Source organism: Bradyrhizobium sp. USDA 3240, assembly GCF_054063295.1.
Genome location: NZ_JBSSGD010000002.1, coordinates 210340 through 232647, shown reverse-complemented (window position 1 = coordinate 232647; position 22308 = coordinate 210340). Strand labels below are relative to the sequence as shown.

Below are 22308 nucleotides of genomic sequence, written 5' to 3'. Positions count from 1 at the left end.
TGTCCCGGGCTAGCAGTAGCCGTAGACGCCGCAGGCGTAGGGCAGGCGGTCCCAGTAGGTCACATAGGCGCCGCCGTAATAGGGGCCGTAATAATTGTAGGAGTGCCAGTTGCCGTAATAGCCGGGCAATGACGACGATCCAGGCAGCAGCGGTTCACCCTGCATGTACGGGATGTACGGCTCTGAGTTGAGCGGGATCACCTTGGGCTCGACGACCACGAGCTGGCGTCCGCGCCGCACATAGGTCGGTGACGTGATGGTGGTGCGGTAGGCGTAGTGCGGGTGCGGCAGGCCGGCCGGCAACTGGCGCGCGGCCTTGACGGTGGCGCGTTTGGTGACGACAGGGCCGTCGGCGGCGTCAGCAGGCGAAATCGCAAACAGCGCGATCGCGAGCGGCAATATCCAGCGCAGCATCAATGGTCTCCCGAATCATCCGGAGCCTATCACTGCCACTTTATGCCGGATTGAGCGTTAACGAGAGACCCGTCGGTATTAAGCGTTAACGAGACGGTCGTTTCGGGCAAGGTTGCCGGAGCGATGCGGGTGCACCGCTCCGGAACCAACGTCGGGATCAGGCGCGCAGGGCCTGGTCGAGGTCCGCGATCAGGTCTTCCTTGTCCTCGATGCCGATCGACAGCCGCACCACCTCGGGCGCGGCGCCCGATTTCACCTTGGCGGCGTCGTCGAGCTGGCTGTGGGTGGTGGAGGCCGGGTGGATCACCAGCGAGCGGGTGTCGCCGACATTGGCGAGGTGCGAGAACAGCCTCAGGTTCGACACCAGATTGACGCCTGCGTCGTAGCCGCCCTTGAGGCTGAAGGTGAAGACCGCGCCGGCACCCTTCGGCGCATATTTGCGCTGCAGGGCGTTGTACCTGTCGCCGGGCAGGCCGGCGTAGTTCACCGCCGAGACGGCGGGGTGGGTGGAGAGGAATTCCGCCACCGCCTTGGCATTGTCGCAGTGCTTCTGCATGCGCAGCGGCAGCGTTTCGATGCCGGTCAGGATCATGAAGGCGTTGAACGGCGACAGCGCTGGACCGAGGTCACGCAGGCCGAGCACCCGGCAGGCGATCGCGAAGGCGAAATTGCCAAAAGTCTCCTGGATCCGGATGCCGTGATATTCCGGGCGCGGTTCGCTCAGCATCGGATATTTGTTGTCCTTCGACCAGTCGAAGGTGCCGGCGTCGACGATGATGCCGCCGAGCGAGTTGCCGTGACCGCCGAGGAACTTGGTCAGGGAGTGCACGACGATGTCGGCGCCATGGTCGATCGGTTTGATCAGATAGGGCGAGGCCAGCGTGTTGTCGACGATCAGCGGCACGCCGGCCTTGCGCGCGACGGCCGCGATCGCCTCGATATCGGTGATGCTGCCGGCGGGGTTGGCGATCGACTCGATGAAGATCGCCTTGGTGTGCGGCGTCACCGCCTGTTCGAAGCTTGCGACGTCGTCGGGATCGGCCCAGGCGACGTTCCAGCCGAACGCCTTGAAGGCGTGGGTGAACTGGTTGATCGAGCCGCCATAGAGTTTTCGCGCGGCGATGATTTCGTCGCCGGGCCGGAGCAGTTGTTGCAACACCACGAGCTGCGCGGCGTGGCCGGAGGCAACCGCGAGCGCTGCCGTGCCGCCCTCGAGCGCTGCGACGCGTTCCTCGAGCACCGCGTTGGTCGGGTTGCCGATGCGGGTATAGATGTTGCCGAAGGCCTGCAGGCCGAACAGCGAAGCCGCATGGTCGGCGTCGTTGAAGACGAATGACGTGGTCTGGTAGATCGGCGTCGCCCGCGCGCCGGTGGTGGGATCAGGCTGTGCGCCGGCGTGCACGGCGAGGGTGGAAAATCCCGGAAGGCGATCGGTCATTCTTTGTGTCCTGTTGTGGCCTGGTCGAAACGCGCGGCATGCTGATGGCGGCGGCGTCCGCCGTCAAGCGAGTTGGGCACGCCGCCGGTTTTGGGAGGGGCATCCCGGGCTATACCGGATGATCGGAGCGATTATTCCGCTGCGATGTCAGGTCGTCTCGGTCTTGTTTTTTGCCGCGCGGTCGGATGCCGCAGTCTGGCCGCCGCCAAAACTCGTGCGGTTGAGCGACAGCCGCATGCCCTGGGTCGGGATCGGCGCGCGCTTGGAACTCAGCGTGCGCGAGTTGACGCCCATCCAGGAGATCTCCGACGACAGCCGGCCGTACTCGATCTTCGGACAGCGGTTCATCACCACTTTGAGGCCTGCGGCCTCCGCCTTTTCGGCGGCGGCATCGTCGCGTGCGCCGAGCTGCATCCAGATCACCTTCGGCAGCGGCGACAACTTCAACGCCTCCTCGACGACGGGCATGATGTGGCTCGAATTGCGGAAGATGTCGATCATGTCGATCGGGCGGTCGATGTCCGCGAGCGATGCGACGAACGGCTTGTCCATCAGCGCCTTGCCGACATGGCCCGGGTTGACCGGGATCATGTCGTAGCCGCGCTGCGCCAGATATTTGAACGCGAAATAGCTCGGCCGCACATTGACCGGCGACGCGCCGACCATTGCGATCGATTTCACGTTGTTCAGGATGCTGCGGATGTAGTTGTCGTCGTACGCGTCGTGATTCATCTGTCTTCCGGGTTTGTCATTCCGGGGCTCGCGAAGCGAGAACCCGGAATCTCGAGATTCCGGGTTCGATGCTGCGCATCGCCCCGGAATGACGCCTAAGAGGGCGTCATTTATCCTGCCACTTCGGGTCGCGCTTCTCGATGAAGGCGCCGATGCCTTCCTCGGCATCGCGCGCCATCATGTTCTCAGTCATCACCTCGGCCGCGAAGCGATAGGCCTCAGTGAGGCTCATCTCGGCCTGGCGATAGAACGCCTCCTTGCCGAGCTTGACGGTGTAGGCCGATTTCAGTGCGACCTTCTCGGCCAGCGCGATCGCGGCGTCGCGTTCGGTACCTGCCGGCACCACGCGGTTGACGAGGCCAATGCTCTGCGCCGTTGCTGCGGAGACCGGTTCACCGGTCAGCAGCATCTCCATCGCCTGCTTGCGCGGCACGTTGCGCGACAGCGCCACCATCGGCGTCGAGCAGAACAGCCCGATGTCGACGCCTGGCGTCGCAAACGCCGCGGCCTCGGAGGCAACCGCGAGGTCGCAGCTCGCGACGAGCTGGCAGCCCGCCGCGGTTGCGATGCCCTGGACGGACGCCACGACCGGTTTCGGCAGGTGCACGATCGCCTGCATCATTGCGCTGCAGGCGTTCATGATCTCTGCGAAATAGGCGCGGCCGCGGTCGGCGTCGGTGCGGCGCGCGGTGAGCTCCTTGAGGTCGTGGCCCGCGCAGAAGGCCGGGCCGTTGGCGGCGAGCACGACCGCACGGATGCTCTTGTCAGCGCCGATATCGTCCAGCGCAGCGTGCAACTCGCCGATCAGGCCCTCGGAAAGGCTGTTGCGCGCCGCGACGCGGTTGAGCGTCAGTAGCGCGATACTGCCCGCGGTCTCGCGCAGCAGGATCGGCTGCTGTTGCGGCGCTTCGGCGCGGGCGGCTTGGGCGGACATGGCAAAAATTCCACTTTGGTCTCTATGACAACTTAATGTAACAGGCAGGCTGAAGCGAGGGCAGGGACCGCATGGCGATTGCGAAAATGAGCGTGGCTGATCTGGAGGAGTTCCTGCGCAAGGAATTTCCGCAGGCGTTCACCCACGACGACATCCGGATCGAGAGCGCAGACGGCGAGACTGCCCTGCTGCGCCAGCGCTTCAGCGAGCGCATGCTGCGGCCGGGCGGCACGGTGTCCGGACCGACCCTGATGGGGCTGGCGGATTTCGCGATGTATGTGGTGCTGCTGTCCGCGATCGGGCCGATCGGCCTTGCTGTCACCACCAACCTCAACATCAACTTCCTGCGGAAGGGCCAGCCGGGGCAGGACGTGCTCGCGGTGGCCAAGCTGCTGAAGCTCGGCAAACGGCTTGCGGTCGGCGAGGTGAACCTGCTGTCCGGCACTTCACCCGATCCGATCGCCCATGTCACGGCGACCTATTCCATTCCAAATCAATAGTCTTCTCTACGGTATTATTGCACCATATTTACAAGCGATTGTTTTTGCTGATATAAATTGCGCGTATTGGCGTTGACGCGCGCCCGCGGCTTCTCTAGAAACCCACGCAGTTCGGCGCATTCGGCGCCGATTTCCTTTTCACGGATTTCACACATGAGCACGTTCTCGGCCAAGCCCGCCGAAGTGACGAAGAAGTGGGTTGTGATCGACGCCAAGGGTCTGGTCGTCGGTCGTCTCGCCACGCTCGTCGCGATGCGCCTGCGCGGCAAACACCTGCCCACCTACACCCCGCATGTCGATTGCGGCGACAACGTCATCATCGTCAACGCCGCGCATGTGGTGCTGACCGGTCGCAAGCGCGACCAGAAGGTCTACTACAAGCACACCGGCTTCATCGGTGGCATCAAGGAGCGCACCGCGAAGCAGATCCTCGAGGGTCGCTTCCCCGAGCGCGTCGTCGAGAAGGCGATCGAGCGCATGATCCCGCGCGGTCCGCTCGGCCGCATGCAGATGGGCAATCTGCGCGTCTATCCAGGTGCCGAGCATCCGCATGAGGCCCAGAGCCCCGAGAAGGTCGATATCGCTTCCCTGAATCGCAAGAACACGAGGGCCGCATAATGTCCGATACTTTGCAGTCCCTCGACCAGCTCTCGCAGGTCAAGCCGGCGGCTCCCGACGCGCCGAAGTACGTCAAGAAGATCGACAAGTTCAACCGCGCCTACGCCACCGGCAAGCGCAAGGACGCGGTCGCCCGCGTCTGGATCAAGCCGGGCGCCGGCAAGATCTCGGTCAACACCCGCGACATCGAAGTCTACTTCGCCCGCCCGGTGCTGCGCATGATGATCCAGCAGCCGCTGGTCGCTGCCGCCCGTAACGGCCAGTACGACGTGATCTGCACCGTCGCCGGCGGCGGTCTGTCCGGCCAGGCCGGTGCGGTCCGCCACGGTATCTCGAAGGCGCTGACCAACTTCGAGCCCGAACTGCGCGGCGTCCTCAAGAAGGGCGGCTTCCTGACCCGCGATAGCCGCACGGTCGAGCGCAAGAAGTACGGCAAGGCCAAGGCCCGCAAGTCCTTCCAGTTCTCGAAGCGCTAATTCGAGTTCTCAAATTCGCGGCAATTGCCGCGTGCATCGAGTTGCAAAGGGCGCCGCGAGGCGCCCTTTTTGCTGCGCCCAACAGCGCGTGCTTCGACGCGAATTAACGCAGTTTTTCATGAAAACTTGCGTGTGCGTGCAAACGAAATTGGAACTCGGGCCTTCTAGCTTGCGGGCTCGCACTGGCGCTGCATCACCGTATTATTTGCGCCTGCGAACGTTGCATCACCGGGCTGGGGTGACACTATGTCGTTCGATCCATCGACGCTTTATCTGTTCGCCACCATGGTCGCGGGCATGCTCGGCGCCATGCTCTGGTTGTTCGGCAGGCAGGAGAACATTCCCGCGCTGAAGTGGTGGGGCACCGCCTATCTGCTCGGTGCGGCCTCTGTCGCGCTGTGGACGGTCGGCAGTTCGACGCTCGATCCGATGGTCCTGCTGGGCCTCAATGCGATCGGCTTCGCCGCCTGCGGCATGGTCTGGAATGCTGCGCGTATCTTCCACGGCCGCAAGGCCAACCTGCCGGGTCTCGTGCTCGGCCCGATCGTGTGGATCGGTGCCGTGACGTCAATCGCGGATCCGGCGCTGCGCCTGACCATCGGCGCAGGGATCGTTGCGATCTACGCCGCGCTGACCGCCTCCGAACTCTGGAGCGAGCGCCGCCGAGCGATGCAACGTCGCTGGATTGCGATCGCGATCCCGGTCGCACATGGCTGCGTCCTGATGCTGCCGATCCTGGTCGGCGACCTGCTGCGGCTGAACGGCCAGAACTTCGTCAGCAGCTTCTGGGTCACGCTATTCTCGATCGAGCTCGTGCTGTACGCGATCGGCACGGTGTTCGTGATCTTCATGATGGTGTCGGACCGCGCGGTGGCCGTGCACAAGACCGCTGCGTCGATCGATCCCTTGAGCGGCATGCTCAACCGCCGCGGATTTACCGAAGCCTGCGCGCGGGTGATCGAGCGGGAGGCCACGGCCGGCCGGCCGGTCACCGTGATGATCTTCGACCTTGATCACTTCAAGTCGATCAACGACCGGTTCGGCCATCCCGCGGGCGACGAGATCCTGAAACTGTTCTCCGCCGTGGTGGTCAACAGCCTCAGGATCAGCGATCTGTCGGGCCGGATCGGCGGCGAGGAGTTCGCGGCGCTGCTGCCGTGCTCGCTGGAGGAGGGCGTCCTGGTCGCCGAGCGCGTCCGCGAAGCCTTCGAGAACAGCAACATCAGTTGCGAGGAAGGTTCGGTCGATACCACGGTCAGCATCGGCGTGGCCGGTGGACCTGCCGGGACCGAACTCGAGGTGCTGCTGGCCTCGGCCGACACGGCGCTCTACCAGGCCAAGCGCAGCGGCCGCAACCGTGTCGAGGCGGCGGAGGAATTGCCGCTGTCGCTGGAGAATTGGCGGCGCAAGACCGCGGGCCTGCCGGCATCGGCGCGGCAAAAGCCCACGCCCGCCCGCGCGTGAGTGCGCGGTAACGACTGGTTAGCCGTTCGATCCCATGCTTTCGGGCATGGAATCGATCCGAACACGCAACCCCCATTCAGCCCTGATGTCGCTCGAAGCCGACGCGGCTTCGGCGCGCAGGGGCTTCGCTTGCCTGTTCTCGGACTCCGGTGAATACGAGACCGCGCTGATCGCCGAACGCCGCGCGCAGGGACGATACCAGCCACCGAGGAGCCGCTGGCCGATCGTGATGCTGCTCGGCGCGATGCTGATGGTCGTCGGTACGGTGCTGCTGTTCAACTGAACCGCCGCGTGATTGCCGGATCGGGCGCCCAACGCGGGCGCCTTTTGCTTTTGGGCGGGCTGGGCTAGAGACGGGCCTCAAGGGAAACCAACAAGGGAGGCCAGAGCTCGATGATCACGGAAATCGCACAGATCGACGTCAAGCCCGGTAGCGAGAAGGATTTCGAGGCGGCGGTGGCCAAGGCGCGCCCGCTGTTCCTGCGTGCCAAGGGCGGCAAGGGGTTCGAACTGCACCGTTCGATCGAGAAGCCGTCGCGCTATCGCCTCGTGGCCAAATGGGAGGCGCTGGAGAACCACACCGTCGATTTCCGCGGCTCCGAGGATTTCACCGCCTGGCGCGCGCTGGTCGGTCCCTATTTTGCCGCCGCGCCCGAGGTCGAGCACACCGAGACCGTCTTGACCACCTAAGGAGGATTTACGCTGCCTGCGCCGGCGCTTGATCCTCCGCCTTGAAGTGGTCGATCATCACCTTGGCAATCGCCATCAGCGGCAGCGCCAGCGCCAGCCCCCAGATGCCGAACACGACGCCGAGCAGGATCTGGAACGCGAACAGTGTTGCCGGCGGGATATCGAGCGCCTGGCGCTGGATGATCGGCGTCAGCACGTAGCTTTCCAGCGCATGCACGCCGAGGAACAGGATGAAGGCCGACAGCGCCGCGATCCACCCGCTCGCCAGGCTCGCCAGCACCACGATCAGCCCGCCCAAGATCGCGCCGACCGTCGGGATGAAGGCGAGCAGGCCGGCCTGGATGCCAAGGATGAACGAGCTCGGAATGCCGATGATGGCGAGCCCGATCCAGGTGACGAGGAACACCGCGGTCATGGTGATGATCTGCGCGATCAGCCAGCGTTCCAGCGTCTCGCCGATGCGGTCGACGATGACGGTCGCCTGCGCGCGGTATTTGGCCGGTGCAATGAACAGCAATCCGGCGCGGTAAATGCTCGGCTGGGCCGCGAAGGCGAGGCCGAGGAACAGCACGATGAAGAAGTTGCCGACGACGCTCACAGTGCCGAGCAGCACCTTCAGCGTCTGACTGATGATCGCGCCGCCGCTGGAGGCCAGCGCGCCGGCGCCGGGGATGCCGTGCGACTGCGACGCTGGCGGCGTCGTTGTCGTCGGCGTCGTCACAGCGGAGCCTTCGCCCTTCGCCTCGCCGGCGGCATTGGTGAAGTCGAGATAGCTGGTATCGACGCCGCGCTGCTCGAGGAACTCCTTGACGTTGCCGAGCTGCGATTTGATCGTGTTGCTCAGCACCGTGGCCTGCTGTGCGATCGTGGTGCCGCCGAGGAACACGATGCCGGACAATAGCCCAGCCATCGCCAGGCAGACGATCGCAAGCCGCAACGCGTGAGGCAGCCCGGTCAGCCGGCCGAGCAGGGTGGCCATGGCATTGAGGGCGACCCCGAGCAGCATGCCCGCGAACAGCAGGAACAGGGTCGCGGCGAACTGCCAGGCGAACGTCAGCAGGGCGGCGAACAGCACTATGCCGATGCCGCCGACGGCGATCGCCCACGCCATGTCGTTGCGGGCCTGCAGGCGATTGTCAGCCGGGTCAGTCACGGGTGATTCCCCCTTCGCGACAGTGTCTGGAGCAGTCTTTGGCGAAAATCCCGCCGGGATCAAGCTGGGCGGACCGTGCCGGTTTGCCGCTGACGTGCCGTGGTCCTGCCGCGACCGTTGGGCGCCAGGCCGGGTTTGGGCCCCCGAGGGCTGCGAATCTGTGCAGGATCGCAAGCCCCCCTGTGCAGATATAGACAGTTGATCCGGGGGAAACTCGAAGGCATGATCGTCTCCGCAAAGTCGCAAACTTAGAAGAATCATTGCGCGAGACTTCAATAATGAGACGGCCCGTGGTCGGCGTGATCGGAAACGCCCATCGCATCGAAAATCGTTTCACAGTCCAGATGGTCGGAGAGCGCAACCTTCGCGCGGTTGCCGAGGTGTCGGGCGCCGTGCCCTTGATGTTCGCTGGCAGCCCCGAGATCACCGAGGTCGCCGCCTTGCTCGACGTGGTCGACGGCGTGGTGCTGACCGGGGCCCGCGCCAACGTTCATCCGACCCGCTTCAACACCGAACCCTGCGCGGCTCACGAGCCCTACGACATCCACCGCGACGACGTCGCGCTGGCGCTGTCGGAGGCCTGCGTCGCGCGCGGCGTGCCGATCTTCGGCATCTGCCGCGGCCTGCAGGAGATGAACGTCGCCTTCGGGGGCTCGCTGCATCCGGAGATCCGCGAGATCCCGGGCCGCATGAATCACCGGATGCCGCGGCTGGAGAACGGCGATATCCATCCCGATCCCACCGTGGTGTTCGCCGACCGTCACGACGTCGCGCTGACGCCGGGTGGCGCCTTCGCGAAGATCCTCGGCTGCGAGACCATTCGGGTCAATTCGCTGCACGGCCAGGGCATCCTCCAGCCCGGCAAGCGCGTCGTGATCGAGGGCATCGCCGAGGACGGCACCATCGAGGCGATCCGCATCGCCGATGCTCCCGGCTTTGCGCTCGGCGTGCAATGGCACGCCGAATATGATCCGCAGCGCAACCCGATCAACCGCGCGCTGTTCGAGGCCTTCGGCGACGCCCTGCGCGGGCGGCGGCGGGCAGCGTAGCTGGCCCGCTCACCGCACAGTTTGGGCTGCGGTATCGTCAGCCGCAAACGTTTCAAGCGAGCCTAGACCAGATGAAACCCGCTGCTTGTGTCGGGCACCGGCGGGTAGGGCGTGCCGGCCGGCAGGCCGAGATAGAGATATTCGAGGCCGTAGGTCGCCGCGAAGCTGGACGCATTGGCGTCGAGGACGATGTTGCCTGCGGTGCCGAAATGCAGCTCGGGGCGGCTCAGGCCGTCGGCCGAGAAGGCCGGCGCGTCATTGATGGAAAGGCCGGTAAAGCTCGCATTCAGATGCGAAAAGTCGGCGGCGTTGCCGGCAAGGTCGGCGATCGTGGCGCCGTTCGCGTTGAGGCCCGTGACGGCAAGCGTCGTGGTGGGATTGTCGGTCCCCGAGACGAGATAGTCGAAGGCGAGCTTGGTTGGATCGTGCAGCGCCGCGGTCGCTGCCGCATCAAAGATCGCGTTCGCGCCGTTGTTGAGCGCCAGCGCCGGCGTGCCGCCGGACACCGTGACGGCTTCGTTGAAAGCCAGCGCCAAGGTGACGGACGCGCCCGCGGTCTCGATGCCGGTCGCCGGCGCCGCGCTGATCCCGGAGGCTTCCGGCGCGGTGGTGTCGATTTGCAGGATGCCGCCAGGATTGGTCACCGCACCGACGAGGCTCGCATGATGGCCGTAGCTGTCCGTCAGCGACGCGCCGTGCAGCAGGAGACCTGATACCGCGAGATCGGCCGTGTTGTCGCCGGCAGCGACCGTGTAGCTGAAGGTCAGGGCATCGCTGCCGCTGCCGCCCGTAAACGTCGCGACACCGCCGTCGTTGAGCAGCAAGGTCGGCGCGCCATGGATGGTGTCCACGGTGACGGCGTCGCTCATGTTGAGCGTAAAGGTGACGGCGTGGCCGGCGCTGAGGTCGCCACTGCCATTTGAGATGCCGGCGCCGCTGGTCGCAACCGACAGCACCGACGGCAGCAGGAAGATCGCGGTGCCGCCAAAGCCGTCGCCGCCGACACCAAAAGTCCGGCCGGCGAAATTGTCGTTCGGATCGAGCTGGAAGTCGAAGGTCTTGTTGTGCTCGGTGAGCTCGAGCAAATTGCCGGGCAGCAGCGTGACCGTGGCATTGCTGCCGATGCTGACGCCATAGAAATCGATGGTGTCGCCGATTGCAAAGCCGCTGATAATGTTGGGCGGCGGCGTGTGCCCGTCGATCTCGAGTGTGCCGCCGGTGCCCTGGAACACGATCGGTGTGCCGCCAGTCAGGGCGCCGCTCGCGATATCGACCAGCCCGCCCGCGATGGTCACGTCGTCGGCCGTGCCTCTGGAATCGACGGTGAGCGTGCTGCCGGCATCGACGATGATGCCGTGGATCGCACCGCCGTTGTCAATCTCGGCATTGCCGCCATCAAGCGCAACGGCGGTTGCGGTACCCGCGACGTCGAGCGTGCCGCCGGCCTGCACGACGAGGTTGCTGGCGGTATGGCTCGCCGCGACGAAATAGATCTCGCCGTTGAACACGAAATTGTCCGGCGCCGCCATCCGAGCGTCTGCATCTGGATGAAATCGGTCTGGGTAAAGCCGTTGATGACGCCGGAATTGCTCTCATTGTTGAAGGCGTCGTCGCCGAACGGGCCCGGACCCCCGCCGGAGCCGAAGCCGGAATCCCAGTCGCCGAGATCGCCCTTGGCAACATGGTTGTTCCAGCTTGCGAGGCTGGTTACGCCATTGTCGATCGAGAAATAGCCGGTGGAGTGGACGGCGCCGGGCGCGAGCTCGCGGACGCCGGGCGCCGAGAAGCGGAACAGGTCGGGGACGCCCCAACCATTGGCATAGTGCTCGCCATTGACGCCGAGCAGCGAGTCACGACCCAACACTTCGGTGATCTCGTGCTCGATCGAGCCGACCAGATAGTATTGATTGCTTCCCGGCGTGGCGGTCGGTCCGTAGGACCAGTTTGCCGTGGCGTCGAAGCCGACCCAGCCGTCATTGGCCGGATCGTTGGCGCCGATCAGACCGAGCGCCTTGGCTTCCGCGCGCCCGATATCGAACGTTTCACCGACGGTCGGATCCGATGTGGGCAAGGTCGCGAAGGCCGCGAGTTGGGCGCTGGAGGTGCCGTCCGCGATCAAGGCATCCCTGATCGTGGTGTAGTCATAGGCCGGCGCCTTTGCCTCCTCGCTTTCACCAAGGAAACCGGACGAGATTGCCAAGCCGCCGACCTCGCCCCAGCCGACATGAATGTTGAGGCTGACGTTATTGGTGAAGGCGGTGTCGAGCAGGTTGACGACATAGGCGACCGCGGTCTTGAAGCCTGACGGCGCGGATGCGACGCTCGGGTCGTAGATGACGTTGATCTGCACCGATGCCTCCCGGGAGACGGCGAGCGACTTTGCGGAGCGCCGGCGGCTCGTGCACGCCTGCGGCCAAGATGCCCCGAATCGCAACCGCCGGCTTGGACTCCCCGGCGCTGGAGGTGGTTCAACCGGCATCGGCGGGTGCCGGCGCGGGTCTTCTCCGTACTTATACGGATACGAAAGTGGCGGATTGCAGGGCCGGACTCGGCTAAGCAAGAAGGCGCAAGCCACCCGATATTGCCCCGGCGCCGACGATCCTTTCCGATATTATTTTGCTTTTCCATTTTCCGGTGCAGCTGCTCACGATGAGTTGGTCGGGATGAATTTGTCGGGCCGACTGGCGGCCGGGATGATGCTTCCCGTCGTCACACTCCTGCTGGCGCTGGGTTTCATCCATGGCATCACCTGGCCGGGCATTCTGCTCGCCGGTGGTGTGGTTTCGGTGGTGTTGATGACGGCTGAGATGATTGCGAGGTCGCAGTCCAGAACGCCCGCCCAATTGGTACGGGCGGCGGAGGCCCTGTCGCGCGGCGAGCAGCTCTCGATACGCCCGAGTGGCGACGACGAGGCCGCTCAGCTCGCTGCGACGCTTGCCGAACTGTCCGCGCAATTGGGCAGCCGGCAGCATCTGCTGGAGAAGACCGTCGAGAGCATCCGCGATCCGGTGGTGGTCGCCGACGAGCATGCGATGATCGTGATCGTCAACGCTGCGGCGCGGCGGCTGTACCGTGTCGAACCCGGTTTTGACACCCTGACCGGGGTTCGCACCTTCCAGAACTATTATGCCGACGGCACGACCGTGATGCCGATCGCAGAGACGCCGATGGCGCGTGCGCTGCGCGGCGAGGATATCGACGATTGCGAACTGATCGTCAAACCGCTGCGGCCGGAACCGGCTGTCTGCCTTGTCGCCAACGCCAGGCCGCTGCGCGACGATGCCGGCAATTTGCGCGGCGCGGTCATCGTGCTGCGCGATGTCACCGCGGAGCGTCAGGCGCATCGGGCGCTGGTGGAGAGCGAGCAGATGGCGCAGGCCATCGTCAGGACCGCGCTCGACGCCTTCGTCCAGACCGACCAGGACGGCATCGTGCTCGACTGGAGCCCGCAGTCCGAAGCGCTGACCGGCTGGACGCGCTCCGAGGCGGTCGGCCGGCGCGTGGTCGAACTGGTCTTTCCGGAAGAGCTGCGGGTTGCACACCGGCAGCGGATCACCCGCTTCCTGCAGGAGACCGCGACCGGCGGCATGGGCATGCGCTATGAAACCGCATCCATGCACCGCGACGGCCACCGGTTCTATGTCGAGGTGTCGCTCAATGCGCTGCGCCGTGGCGATGGCTGGATCATCAATTCCTTTGTCAGGGACGTCACCCAGCGGCGGCGCGCCGAAGAGCAATTGATCCAGGCGCAGAAGACGGAATCGCTCGGGCGGTTGACCGGCGGCATCGCGCACGACTTCAACAACATGCTGACCGTGATCACCGGCACGATCGAGATCCTCGCCGACGGCGTCAGGGATAACCCGCAGCTTGCCGCGATCGCCAAGCTGATCAGCGACGCCGCCGATCGCGGTGCGCAACTCACCTCGAGCCTGCTGGCATTCGCGCGCAAGCAGCCATTGCAGCCGGCCGAGACCAACGTCAACGACCTGATCGGCGAAGTGGTCCGGCTGCTGTCGCAGACGCTGGGGTCGCAGACCGAGATCAGGACGGAGCTTGGCCGCGACGCCTGGTTCGCCTTTGTCGACCGCAGCCAGCTCGGCGCGGCGCTGGTCAATCTCGCCATCAATGCGCGCGATGCGATGCCTGAGGGCGGTACGCTGACCTTTGCGAGCCGCAACATGCAACTCGGGATTCCCGATGCCGTGGCGCACGGCGTGGAGCGCGCCGGCGATCATCTGGTGATCGAGGTGAGCGATACCGGTACCGGAATTTCGCCGTCGCATCTGGAGAAGATCTTCGATCCGTTCTTTTCCACCAAGGAGGTCGGGCAGGGCACCGGGCTCGGGCTCAGCATGGTGTTCGGTTTCGTCAAGCAGAGCGGCGGCGGAATCGAGGTCAAGAGCGAGCAGGGGCGCGGCACCATCTTCAGGATCTATCTGCCCAAGGCGGACGGCACCGCGCAGCGCGCGGTCGAGGAGGAAGAGCTGCCGGTCAGGGGCGGCAACGAGACCATCCTGTGCGTCGAGGACGACCCCACGATCCGCGACTACGTGACCGGCCAGCTCGAAAGCCTCGGCTACAGCGTGCTGGTTGCGGCGAACGCAGATGCCGCGCTCGAGATCGTCAGCCGCGGTACCGCGTTCGATCTTTTGTTCACCGACATCGTGATGCCCGGCAGCATGAACGGCCGGCAATTGGCGGAGACGCTGATGGCCGGGCGACCGGCGCTGCGGGTGCTGTTCACCTCGGGCTACAGCGACGGCGCGCTGCCGGCGCAACAGGGCCGTGGCGGCCACGGCATTCCGCTGCTGACCAAGCCCTACCGGCGCAGCGAGCTGGCGCGGATGCTGCGGCGCTGCCTCGATCTTCAGGTCGATTTTCAGGGCGATCCGGTTCCGCAGCCTTACTCCGTGCAGCCCGATCTCGAACGCTTCCTGCGTGAGAACCCGCCTGAGAAGAATTAGTCCGCAGCGCGGACTGATCACTTTCGCAAGCCCCGACACGCGATGGATATCGCGGAGTTGATCATCGGGCCGCTCGTTGCGCGGACCCGTTGGCTCAACCCATCCTGCGCGCTACGCTGCTCGACGCAGGCTAGGCGCAGGAGAACAGTGCGGTGCAGGATCACAGCAAGATCGCAATCTTCGACGGCCACAACGACGCAGCTCAGCACCTGGCAGAATACCGGGAAGGCGGGCGGGATTTTCTCGTGCGCTCCGAGGATGGTCATCTCGATCTGCCGCGTGCCCGGGAAGGCGGCATGGTCGGCGGCCTGTTTGCGATGTATGCCAAGGCAGAACACCCGCGCCAAGGCGATTTCACCCGAACCGCCGACGGGTACGAGGTGCGCCTTGCGGAGCCGCTCGATGCTGCCTATGCGCGCCGTACCATCGATGCCCAGCTGAGCGCACTCGAGACCATGGTGGCCCGCGCCGACGGAAAAATCCGCTGCACGACGACCGTGGATGAAATCGAGGCGGCACGCCGGGACGCAGCGCTTTCAATTGTGCTGCACATCGAGGGCGCCGAAGCGATCGACGCCGATCTGGACGGGCTGGCGCAGCTTTATTCCCGCGGCCTGCGTTCGCTTGGCCTGGTCTGGAGCCGGCCCAACATCTTCGGCCATGGCGTGCCGTTCGCCTATCCGCGCTCGCCGGATACCGGCCCCGGTCTGACTGACGCGGGGAAGGCGCTGGTGAAGGCCTGCAACGAGCTCGGCGTCATGCTGGACGCGGCTCACCTCAACGAGCGCGGCTTCTGGGATCTGGCAGCGGTCAGCACCGCTCCCATCGTGGCGACCCACGCCTGTGCGCATGCGGTCTGCCCCGCGACCCGCAACCTGACCGACCGGCAGTTCGACGCGGTCAGAGCAACGGGCGGCGTCGTCGGCTTCAATTTCAGTGTGTCCGAGGTCCGCCCGGACGGGCACCGCGATCCGGACATCCCGATCGAGGCCGTCGTCCACCATCTCAGCTACGTGGTCGAACGGATGGGTGACGACCACGTTGCGCTGGGGTCAGATTTCGACGGCGCGCTGATGCCCGCTCCGTTGAAGGACGCAAGCCACCTCCCGAACCTGATCCAGGGCCTGCGCGCGCACGGCTTCGATGAGGCCACGTTGCGCAAGATCGCATTCGACAATTGGATGCGGGTGTTCCGTCAAAGCTGGCGGTGAAAACAGCTGCACGCTTTCGATCGATCGTGATCTATTGTAGCTGCACAACAACGGCGCGGCCGGTCAACGGCCCGATTCGGGGAGCGCGAAATGCAGGACCGCAAACGGTCGAGACGCGATTGGCTCAAGGCGATGGCGGCGACGGCTGCAGGCATGGTGTTCGCCGAACCGCTGCGGGCGGCGCCGCCGCCGACTGAGGCCGTGACGCCGGAGCTGATCGCAGCCGCCAAGAAGGAAGGCAAGATCTCGTTCTACAGCGCGCTCGAACTGAACACGGCGGAGCGTCTCGCGCGCGACTTCGAGCAGAAATTTCCCGGCATCAGCGTCCGCGTCGAGCGCTCCGGCGCCGAGCGCATCTTCCAGCGCATCGCGCAGGAGCAGGGCAGCGGCATCCACGCCGTCGACGTCGCCAACTCGACCGATCCCGCGCATTACCTCGACTGGAAGAAGAACGATTGGCTCGCGGCCTATCTGCCCGAAGAGGTCGCCAGGCATTTTCCCGCCGATCAGATCGATCCCGACGGTACGTCGGCGACATCCTGCGCCTGGTTCGAGGTGATCGGCTACAACACCGAGCAGGTGAAGCGCGAGGAGGCGCCGAAGAGCTACGCCGATCTGCTCGACCCAAAATGGCGCGGCAAGATCGTCAAGGGACACCCGGGTTACTCCGGCGCGATCATGACCGCGACCTTCGTGCTGGCGCGCGATCTCGGCTGGCCGTATCTGGAGAAGCTTTCGCAGCAGCGGGTGATGCAGGTGCAGTCGGCGGCCGATCCACCGAAGAAGATCCTGCTCGGCGAGCGCGCGGTCATGGCCGACGGCAACGACTACAACCTTGTGCTGGCCAAGGATCAGGGCAAGCCGGTCGAGGTGGTCTACCCGACTGAGGGCGCGCCGCTGATCATCGTGCCCAGCGGTATCTTCAAGAGCGCGCCGAACCCGAACGCGGCACGGCTGTTCCAGAGCTATTTCTTTAGCGCCGAAACCCAGCAGATGCTGGCTGACGAATTCGCGCACCGTTCGTTCCACGCCAAGGTGAAGGAAAAGGCCGGGCACGTGCCGCTCGATAAGCTGAAGATGCTCAAGGCCGATCCGGCTCAGGTGCAGGCGCAGAGCGAGGAGATCAAGGCGCGCTACGCGAAGCTGTTCCGGGTGTGACAGCCGGTCCTCGCCTCCCATCCTGCGAGCGAGGTCAACGACGAGGAGCATTGGACAATGGCGATCGGAGCTTTGCGGACCGCGGATGTATGCTTTGATGGCCTGCCCGGCTATGCGTTCGCGCCCAACTATCGTGACGATCTTCCCGGCTATGCCGGTTTGCGCATGCACTATCTCGACGAGGGACGGGGCAATGCCCGTGTAGCGCTGTGCCTTCATGGCCAGCCGACCTGGAGCTACCTTTATCGCAAGATGATTCCCGGCCTCGTCGCCTCCGGCTATCGGGTGATCGCGCCCGATATGTTCGGGTTCGGTCGCTCCGACAAGCCTGTCGAGGAGTCCGTGTACACCTTCGACTTCCATCGCGAGAGCCTGATCTCCCTGATCCGTGCGCTCGATCTCGGCCGCATCACGTTGGTTTGCCAGGACTGGGGCGGTCTGCTCGGCCTTACCATCCCGATGGACATGGCCGATCGCTTCGAAGCGCTGCTGGTCATGAACACCATGCTCGCGACCGGTGATCGGCCGCTGACGAAGGGCTTCATGGATTGGCGCGCGTGGAGCAACGCGAATCCCGACATGGCGGTCGGCAAGCTGATGGCGCGCGCCTGCCCGCATCTCTCGTCCGCGGAGGCTGCGGCCTATGACGCGCCTTTCCCTGACGCCAGCTACAAATCCGGTGTGCGCCGCTTCCCGAATCTCGTGCCGGACCAGCCCGATGCCGGCGGCGCGGCCATCTCGCGCAAGGCGCGCGAATGGTGGCGAAGCGAATACGGCGGCAAGACCGCGATGGTGATCGGCATGACCGACCCGGTGCTCGGGCCGGCCGTGATGGCGAAGATGCGGCAAACGGTCCGCAATTGCCCCGAGCCGGTCACGCTCACCGCAGCCGGACACTTCGTGCAGGAATGGGGTGAGGATGTCCTGAAGGGCGCGCTGCCGCTGCTGTCCTGACCACGGAGGATGGGCAGAGACGGGCAATCGCAGCCGCGCTGCAAAGCTTGAACTGATCGGTAATCTCAGGCCGCACGCATCGTCCGCTGTGCGCGATAGGCCTGCGGCGACAGCAGCGTCAGCTTGCGGAAGGCCTTGCGAAAGCTGCTCTCGTCCTCGTAGCCGGAGGCGCGGGCGATCGCCTTGATCGGTTGCGCCGTCGTCTCCAGCAGCGTTCGGGCGTGCTCAACGCGGCGGCGCATGATGAAGGCCTGCGGCGGCTCGTGGGTCAGTTCGCGGAAGCGGCGGTTCAGCGTCCGCTCGCTCAACCCCAGCGCCTGCGCAAGGCTGCGTACCGTGATCGGCGCTTTGCCGGTGCGGCGCACCAGCATGTCGGCCTTCATCAGCAGCGGGTCCTGGGCGAGCATGTAGCCGAGCGGCATGAAGATCGCCTGCGTGCGCTGCGCGGTGTCGATCACCGCATAGTCGGCGCAGACCTTTGCGACCTCCGGGCCCTCGAGGAGCTCGATCAGCCGCAGCAACAGATCGACCCACGACATCGGGCCGGCGGCGCAGACCAGGCGATCCGCCTGGGTGAGCACGGCATCGCTCGCGAGATCGATCCTGTGATGGCGGCGGCGGAGTTCACTTTGCAGCCACCAGGTGATGGTGGCGCGGCGGCCGTCGAGCAGGCCGGCGTTGGCGAGCAGCAGCACGCCGCTGCAGAAGGCGCCGATCAGGCGGCCGCTCGCATGTTGCTGGCGCAGCCAGGCGCCGGCGCGGTCATATTGCGGTTGCAGGCGCTCGGCGGTGAGATGATCGACCAGGCTGCCCGGCACGATGATCGCGTCGAATGCCGCGCGCTTGCTGACCGCGCCGTCGACGGCGAGCAACTTGCCGCCGCCGGCGCGCACCGCCTTGCCGTCGAGCGAGAGCGTCTGCCAGGTGAACCGTGCCTTGCCGCCGCGCAACTGCATCACATGGTTGCCGAGCGTGAGGATGTCGGCGATGCCGGCGACCGCCGATTGCATGCAGCCTTCCAGCGCGAGGATCGCGAGCTTCATGGGACCTCCGAAATTTGCCGTCATCCTAACCGATTGGCGCAGGCGGCCGTGGCAGATATTGCCCGATCTCTGTCCGATCGGACACTGCCTGATCGTAGCGCGCCGGTCCATCTTCGTTGCGTTGTCACAACCTCAGCAATGGAGAGAGACCATGCCTTACGTCACCATTTCCACCGTCCGCGGCATTTTCGATGTCGCGCAGAAGCAGGCGCTGCTGCAGCGCGTTACCGATCTCATGGTCGAGGTCGAGGGGCAGGGTAACCCGAACTTCCGCCGCAACGTCTGGGTCAAGATCGAGGAGGGCGAGCCGGCGAGCTGGTCGCTCGGCGGCATGATCCCGACGCCCGACATGATCGCGGGCAATTTCGGGGCGCTCGACGCCGGCGGACGGCGGGTCGCGAAGGCGAAAGCCTAGCGGCAGTTCGTAGGATGGGTAGAGTCAACGGGTCCGCGCAATGCGCGGCCCGATGATAAACTCCGCCAAACCCATCGCGCCGGTGCAAGCTTCGAGATGATGGGTTTCGCTTGGCTCTACCCATCCTACAAGATCGCTGAAAGACAAAAGGCGCTTCCGGTGGAGGCGCCTTTTGCACGCGGCACGATCTGTTCGAGACGGTAGCTATGGACGGCGCACTTCGAAGTAGGTCTTGCCCCCACGCTCAAAGCCCGCTTCCTCATAGAAGCGCAGGGTGGTCTCCCGCTTCGAGCCCGTCGCCAACAGAACCTTGTAGCAGTCGGCCTGCCAGGCAACATCGAGCGCGTGCGCAAGAACCCGTCCGCCGAGCCCCTGCCGACGGTAGTCGGCGTGAGTGACGACGTTCTCGATCACGGCATATGATCTGCCGCCTCGCGACAGGTTGGGCACGATCGCGAGCGTGCACGAGGAGACAAGCAGCTCCGCTGCTTGCGCCACGATCACGGTCATGAAGCTGGATGCAAGCAAATTCGACCAGACACGCTCGGCAGCGGCTGTCTTCAGCTCAGGATCGTGCGGGTGAAGGTGTCGGTAAAGCTCCAACAGCTCGGGCAGTTCGTGCGCTGCCGCAGATCGGACGATCGCTTCGGTCATGGACTGATTCCAGGGATCATGGCTTCGCAACCCATCGCGCCAGTGCAAGCCTTGAGATGATGGGTTTCGCGGAGTTTATCATCGGGCCGCGCGTTGCGCGGACCCGTTGGCTCTACCCATCCTACGCATCGTTCAACCAAAAATAAAAGGCGCTTCCGGTGGAAGCGCCTTTTGCATTCGTGACGTGCCGTAAAGCTTACAGCGAGTAGTACATCTCGAACTCGACCGGGTGCGGGGTCATTTCGAAACGGGCGACCTCGGTCATCTTCAGCTCGATATAGGCGTCGATGAAGTCGTCGTCGAACACGCTGCCGTTCTTGAGGAACGCGCGATCCTTGTCGAGGCTCTCGAGCGCCTCGCGCAGCGAGCCGCACACGGTCGGGATCTGCTTCAGCTCTTCCTTCGGCAGATCGTAGAGGTCCTTGTCCATCGCCGGACCCGGATCGATCTTGTTCTTGATGCCGTCGAGGCCGGCCATCAGCATCGCGGCGAAGCCGAGATAGGGATTGGCCATCGGATCGGGGAAACGCACCTCGACGCGCTTGGCCTTCGGGTTCGCCGTATAGGGGATGCGGCAGGACGCCGAACGGTTGCGCGCGGAGTAGGCGAGCAGCACCGGCGCCTCGTACCCCGGGACCAGACGCTTGTAGGAGTTGGTCGACGGGTTGGTGAAGGCGTTGATCGCCTTGGCGTGCTTGATGATGCCGCCGATGTAGTGCAGGCAGGTTTCCGACAGATCGGCATACTTGTTGCCGGCGAAGGTCGGCTTGCCGTCCTTCCAGATCGACTGATGGACGTGCATGCCCGAGCCGTTGTCGCCATAAACCGGCTTCGGCATGAAGGTGGCGGTCTTGCCGTAGATGTGCGCGACCTGGTGGATGCAGTACTTGTAAATCTGCATATGGTCGGCCATCAGCGTCAGCGTATCGAACTTCATACCGAGCTCGTGCTGGGCCGAAGCGACTTCATGGTGGTGCTTCTCGACCTTGACGCCCATCTTGGCCATCGCGCCGAGCATCTCGGAGCGCATGTCCTGCACCGAGTCCTGCGGCGGGACCGGGAAGTAGCCGGCCTTGGTGCGGATGCGGTGGCCGAGGTTGCCGCCTTCATACTCGGTCGCCGAGTTGATCGGCAGCTCGGAGGAGTCGAGGCGAAAGCCGGTGTTGTAGGGGTCAGCCGAATAGCGCACGTCGTCGAACACGAAGAACTCGGCCTCGGGGCCGACGAACACGGTGTCTCCCACGCCCATCGACTTCACCATGGCCTCGGCCTTCTTGGCGATGCCGCGGGGGTCGCGGTTGTAGGGCTCGCCGGTGGTCGGCTCGAGCACGTCGCAGGTGATGACCATGGTGGTCTCGGCGAAGAACGGGTCGATCGTCGCGGTGACCGGGTCGGGCATCAGGCACATGTCGGATTCGTTGATCGCCTTCCAGCCGGCGATCGACGATCCGTCGAACATCGTTCCCTCGGCGAAGATGTCATCGTCGATCATGCTGACGTCGAAGGTGACGTGCTGCCACTTGCCGCGCGGATCGGTGAAGCGCAGGTCGACGTATTTGACGTCGTTGTCCTTGATCGATTTCAGGACGTCTTTGGCGGTCTTCATGAATACCCCTTATGGATGTGCGGGTGGTTTCCAGCGGAGAGCGACGTTATTCCCGCTTTTGGCGAGTTCGTGTGACTGCCGAAACGAAATGAGGCTGCCGAAGCAGCCTTTTTTCTCTTTTGCCGTCAGAAAATCCGGATAGCACCGCCCTTAAATAGCGTCCAGCCCGGATTCGCCGGTCCGGATGCGGATGGCTTCCTCGATGTTGGAGACGAAGATCTTGCCGTCGCCGATCCGCCCGGTCTGGGCTGCGCGGCGGATCGCGTCGATCGCCTTCTCGACCAGGTCGTCACCGATCACGATCTCGATCTTCACCTTGGGCAGGAAGTCGACGATGTATTCCGCACCGCGATAGAGCTCGGCATGGCCCTTCTGGCGGCCAAATCCCTTGGCCTCGGTCACGGTGATGCCTTGCAGTCCGACTTCCTGGAGCGCTTCCTTCACCTCGTCGAGCTTGAAGGGCTTGATGATGGCTTCAATCTTCTTCACTGAGCGCCTCCCGGGCATTGCAGATTGCAGGGTCGATTTCGATGCGCGTGGGGCGCAGTCTGGTTGGTCTTAAGCCTTCCGGCGGGTGGCCGGAAACACGCGCAATGGTCGCATCGGGCGGCATTGTGCGCGGCTTCCTCAAAAGCAGGGTCTATGCCAAGTTGTTAACGCCCCCGATTTCGGAATGTTATCAGCCTTTTAACAGGCAGTCGGCTGATATCGAACCACATGGGCTATGATATCCAAGCCTAACAAATAGGCAAATAGATCAATCCGTATGCAGTCGGCCAGTAGAAACCGCGCGAACGTCACAGGAATTGCCTCTCGAAAAGGCGAAGCGATT

22 protein-coding genes are annotated in these 22308 nt (G+C 64.5%); 12 read left to right on the top strand and 10 right to left on the bottom strand.

From position 1 onward, the window contains the following. Positions 1-9: 9 nt before the first annotated feature. From ACVIGA_RS01565 to ACVIGA_RS01550, 4 genes are all read right to left on the bottom strand, one after another. Entirely contained in the window at positions 10-414 is a 405-nt protein-coding gene (locus ACVIGA_RS01565; protein ID WP_456665045.1) for a hypothetical protein, read from the bottom strand. 157 nt (positions 415-571) lie between these two features. Continuing rightward, on the bottom strand, positions 572-1852 hold the full coding sequence (locus ACVIGA_RS01560; RefSeq protein WP_375775010.1) for an O-acetylhomoserine aminocarboxypropyltransferase: 1281 nt from the start codon (positions 1850-1852) through the stop codon (positions 572-574). 147 nt (positions 1853-1999) lie between these two features. Then, positions 2000-2584, bottom strand: a complete 585-nt coding sequence (locus tag ACVIGA_RS01555) for a CoA-binding protein (protein ID WP_456665044.1) — start codon at positions 2582-2584, stop codon at positions 2000-2002. A gap of 106 nt (positions 2585-2690) precedes the next feature. After that, positions 2691-3518 carry an enoyl-CoA hydratase gene (locus ACVIGA_RS01550; RefSeq protein WP_456665043.1) on the bottom strand — a complete coding sequence of 276 codons (828 nt, stop codon included), beginning with the start codon at positions 3516-3518 and terminating at the stop codon, positions 2691-2693. Positions 3519-3589: 71 nt separating this feature from the next. On the opposite strand from ACVIGA_RS01550, the gene ACVIGA_RS01545 reads away from it, so the two are divergent. The 6 genes from ACVIGA_RS01545 to ACVIGA_RS01520 all read left to right on the top strand — a co-directional run bounded on the left by ACVIGA_RS01545 (position 3590) and on the right by ACVIGA_RS01520 (position 7266). Beyond that, on the top strand, positions 3590-4018 hold the full coding sequence (locus ACVIGA_RS01545; protein ID WP_097673498.1) for a PaaI family thioesterase: 429 nt from the start codon (positions 3590-3592) through the stop codon (positions 4016-4018). Positions 4019-4171: 153 nt separating this feature from the next. Continuing rightward, entirely contained in the window at positions 4172-4636 is a 465-nt protein-coding gene (gene rplM / locus ACVIGA_RS01540; protein ID WP_050405657.1) for a 50S ribosomal protein L13, read from the top strand. Then, the gene (gene rpsI, locus ACVIGA_RS01535; protein WP_223967634.1) at positions 4636-5112 is read left to right on the top strand and encodes a 30S ribosomal protein S9; all 477 of its coding nucleotides are present in this window, start codon (positions 4636-4638) and stop codon (positions 5110-5112) included. The genes rplM and rpsI overlap by 1 nt, the downstream gene beginning before the upstream one ends. A gap of 246 nt (positions 5113-5358) precedes the next feature. Then, positions 5359-6576 carry a diguanylate cyclase gene (locus ACVIGA_RS01530; protein WP_456665042.1) on the top strand — a complete coding sequence of 406 codons (1218 nt, stop codon included), beginning with the start codon at positions 5359-5361 and terminating at the stop codon, positions 6574-6576. A 46-nt stretch (positions 6577-6622) separates the two neighbouring features. Continuing rightward, complete coding sequence (locus tag ACVIGA_RS01525) at positions 6623-6859, top strand: hypothetical protein (RefSeq protein ID WP_223967636.1); 237 nt, start codon at positions 6623-6625, stop codon at positions 6857-6859. A 110-nt stretch (positions 6860-6969) separates the two neighbouring features. Further along, positions 6970-7266: an antibiotic biosynthesis monooxygenase family protein gene (locus ACVIGA_RS01520; protein WP_456665041.1), complete on the top strand. Its 297-nt coding sequence runs from the start codon at positions 6970-6972 to the stop codon at positions 7264-7266. Between the two features lie 7 nt (positions 7267-7273). Here ACVIGA_RS01520 and ACVIGA_RS01515 read toward each other — a convergent pair whose 3' ends face one another. Further along, on the bottom strand, positions 7274-8419 hold the full coding sequence (locus ACVIGA_RS01515; RefSeq protein ID WP_456665040.1) for an AI-2E family transporter: 1146 nt from the start codon (positions 8417-8419) through the stop codon (positions 7274-7276). 278 nt (positions 8420-8697) lie between these two features. Between ACVIGA_RS01515 and ACVIGA_RS01510 the strand changes: the two genes are divergently transcribed. After that, entirely contained in the window at positions 8698-9468 is a 771-nt protein-coding gene (locus ACVIGA_RS01510) for a gamma-glutamyl-gamma-aminobutyrate hydrolase family protein (protein ID WP_456665039.1), read from the top strand. A 1291-nt stretch (positions 9469-10759) separates the two neighbouring features. On the opposite strand, the gene ACVIGA_RS01505 is transcribed toward ACVIGA_RS01510, so the two are convergent. Beyond that, positions 10760-11818, bottom strand: coding sequence for an NF038122 family metalloprotease (locus ACVIGA_RS01505; protein WP_456665038.1), 1059 nt, complete (start codon positions 11816-11818; stop codon positions 10760-10762). Between the two features lie 343 nt (positions 11819-12161). Here ACVIGA_RS01505 and ACVIGA_RS01500 point away from each other — a divergent pair, with 343 nt between their 5' ends. From ACVIGA_RS01500 to ACVIGA_RS01485, 4 genes are all read left to right on the top strand, one after another. Next, positions 12162-14435: a PAS domain S-box protein gene (locus tag ACVIGA_RS01500; protein ID WP_456665037.1), complete on the top strand. Its 2274-nt coding sequence runs from the start codon at positions 12162-12164 to the stop codon at positions 14433-14435. A 152-nt stretch (positions 14436-14587) separates the two neighbouring features. After that, a complete protein-coding gene (locus ACVIGA_RS01495; RefSeq protein ID WP_456665036.1) occupies positions 14588-15646 on the top strand; it encodes a dipeptidase in 1059 nt (352 codons plus the stop codon). Between the two features lie 90 nt (positions 15647-15736). Then, positions 15737-16804 carry an ABC transporter substrate-binding protein gene (locus ACVIGA_RS01490; protein ID WP_456665035.1) on the top strand — a complete coding sequence of 356 codons (1068 nt, stop codon included), beginning with the start codon at positions 15737-15739 and terminating at the stop codon, positions 16802-16804. A 57-nt stretch (positions 16805-16861) separates the two neighbouring features. Continuing rightward, positions 16862-17758 carry a haloalkane dehalogenase gene (locus ACVIGA_RS01485; protein ID WP_456665034.1) on the top strand — a complete coding sequence of 299 codons (897 nt, stop codon included), beginning with the start codon at positions 16862-16864 and terminating at the stop codon, positions 17756-17758. A 65-nt stretch (positions 17759-17823) separates the two neighbouring features. Here ACVIGA_RS01485 and ACVIGA_RS01480 read toward each other — a convergent pair whose 3' ends face one another. Next, on the bottom strand, positions 17824-18801 hold the full coding sequence (locus tag ACVIGA_RS01480) for a GlxA family transcriptional regulator (protein WP_456665033.1): 978 nt from the start codon (positions 18799-18801) through the stop codon (positions 17824-17826). Positions 18802-18952: 151 nt separating this feature from the next. On the opposite strand from ACVIGA_RS01480, the gene ACVIGA_RS01475 reads away from it, so the two are divergent. Next, positions 18953-19216, top strand: coding sequence for a tautomerase family protein (locus tag ACVIGA_RS01475; protein ID WP_456665032.1), 264 nt, complete (start codon positions 18953-18955; stop codon positions 19214-19216). 204 nt (positions 19217-19420) lie between these two features. Here the strand turns inward: ACVIGA_RS01475 and ACVIGA_RS01470 are convergent, their stop codons facing one another. From ACVIGA_RS01470 to ACVIGA_RS01460, 3 genes are all read right to left on the bottom strand, one after another. Continuing rightward, on the bottom strand, positions 19421-19870 hold the full coding sequence (locus ACVIGA_RS01470; protein ID WP_456665031.1) for a GNAT family N-acetyltransferase: 450 nt from the start codon (positions 19868-19870) through the stop codon (positions 19421-19423). 196 nt (positions 19871-20066) lie between these two features. Then, complete coding sequence (gene glnA / locus ACVIGA_RS01465; RefSeq protein ID WP_223967647.1) at positions 20067-21476, bottom strand: type I glutamate--ammonia ligase; 1410 nt, start codon at positions 21474-21476, stop codon at positions 20067-20069. A 150-nt stretch (positions 21477-21626) separates the two neighbouring features. Next, entirely contained in the window at positions 21627-21965 is a 339-nt protein-coding gene (locus ACVIGA_RS01460; protein WP_011441447.1) for a P-II family nitrogen regulator, read from the bottom strand. Between the last annotated feature and the right edge of the window lie 343 nt (positions 21966-22308).

Excerpts from the sequence above, each read along its gene's own strand:
- ACVIGA_RS01485 (WP_456665034.1), top strand. The coding sequence starts at position 16,862 with ATGGCGATCGGAGCTTTGCGGACCGCGGATGTATGCTTTGATGGCCTG.
- rplM (WP_050405657.1), top strand. The coding sequence starts at position 4,172 with ATGAGCACGTTCTCGGCCAAGCCCGCCGAAGTGACGAAGAAGTGGGTT.
- ACVIGA_RS01475 (WP_456665032.1), top strand. The coding sequence starts at position 18,953 with ATGCCTTACGTCACCATTTCCACCGTCCGCGGCATTTTCGATGTCGCG.
- ACVIGA_RS01500 (WP_456665037.1), top strand. The coding sequence starts at position 12,162 with ATGATGCTTCCCGTCGTCACACTCCTGCTGGCGCTGGGTTTCATCCAT.
- ACVIGA_RS01545 (WP_097673498.1), top strand. The coding sequence starts at position 3,590 with ATGGCGATTGCGAAAATGAGCGTGGCTGATCTGGAGGAGTTCCTGCGC.
- ACVIGA_RS01480 (WP_456665033.1), bottom strand. The coding sequence starts at position 18,801 with ATGAAGCTCGCGATCCTCGCGCTGGAAGGCTGCATGCAATCGGCGGTC.
- ACVIGA_RS01550 (WP_456665043.1), bottom strand. The coding sequence starts at position 3,518 with ATGTCCGCCCAAGCCGCCCGCGCCGAAGCGCCGCAACAGCAGCCGATC.
- ACVIGA_RS01510 (WP_456665039.1), top strand. The coding sequence starts at position 8,698 with ATGAGACGGCCCGTGGTCGGCGTGATCGGAAACGCCCATCGCATCGAA.
- ACVIGA_RS01560 (WP_375775010.1), bottom strand. The coding sequence starts at position 1,852 with ATGACCGATCGCCTTCCGGGATTTTCCACCCTCGCCGTGCACGCCGGC.
- ACVIGA_RS01525 (WP_223967636.1), top strand. The coding sequence starts at position 6,623 with ATGGAATCGATCCGAACACGCAACCCCCATTCAGCCCTGATGTCGCTC.
- ACVIGA_RS01470 (WP_456665031.1), bottom strand. The coding sequence starts at position 19,870 with ATGACCGAAGCGATCGTCCGATCTGCGGCAGCGCACGAACTGCCCGAG.
- ACVIGA_RS01565 (WP_456665045.1), bottom strand. The coding sequence starts at position 414 with ATGCTGCGCTGGATATTGCCGCTCGCGATCGCGCTGTTTGCGATTTCG.
- ACVIGA_RS01490 (WP_456665035.1), top strand. The coding sequence starts at position 15,737 with ATGCAGGACCGCAAACGGTCGAGACGCGATTGGCTCAAGGCGATGGCG.
- ACVIGA_RS01530 (WP_456665042.1), top strand. The coding sequence starts at position 5,359 with ATGTCGTTCGATCCATCGACGCTTTATCTGTTCGCCACCATGGTCGCG.
- ACVIGA_RS01555 (WP_456665044.1), bottom strand. The coding sequence starts at position 2,584 with ATGAATCACGACGCGTACGACGACAACTACATCCGCAGCATCCTGAAC.
- rpsI (WP_223967634.1), top strand. The coding sequence starts at position 4,636 with ATGTCCGATACTTTGCAGTCCCTCGACCAGCTCTCGCAGGTCAAGCCG.
- glnA (WP_223967647.1), bottom strand. The coding sequence starts at position 21,476 with ATGAAGACCGCCAAAGACGTCCTGAAATCGATCAAGGACAACGACGTC.
- ACVIGA_RS01520 (WP_456665041.1), top strand. The coding sequence starts at position 6,970 with ATGATCACGGAAATCGCACAGATCGACGTCAAGCCCGGTAGCGAGAAG.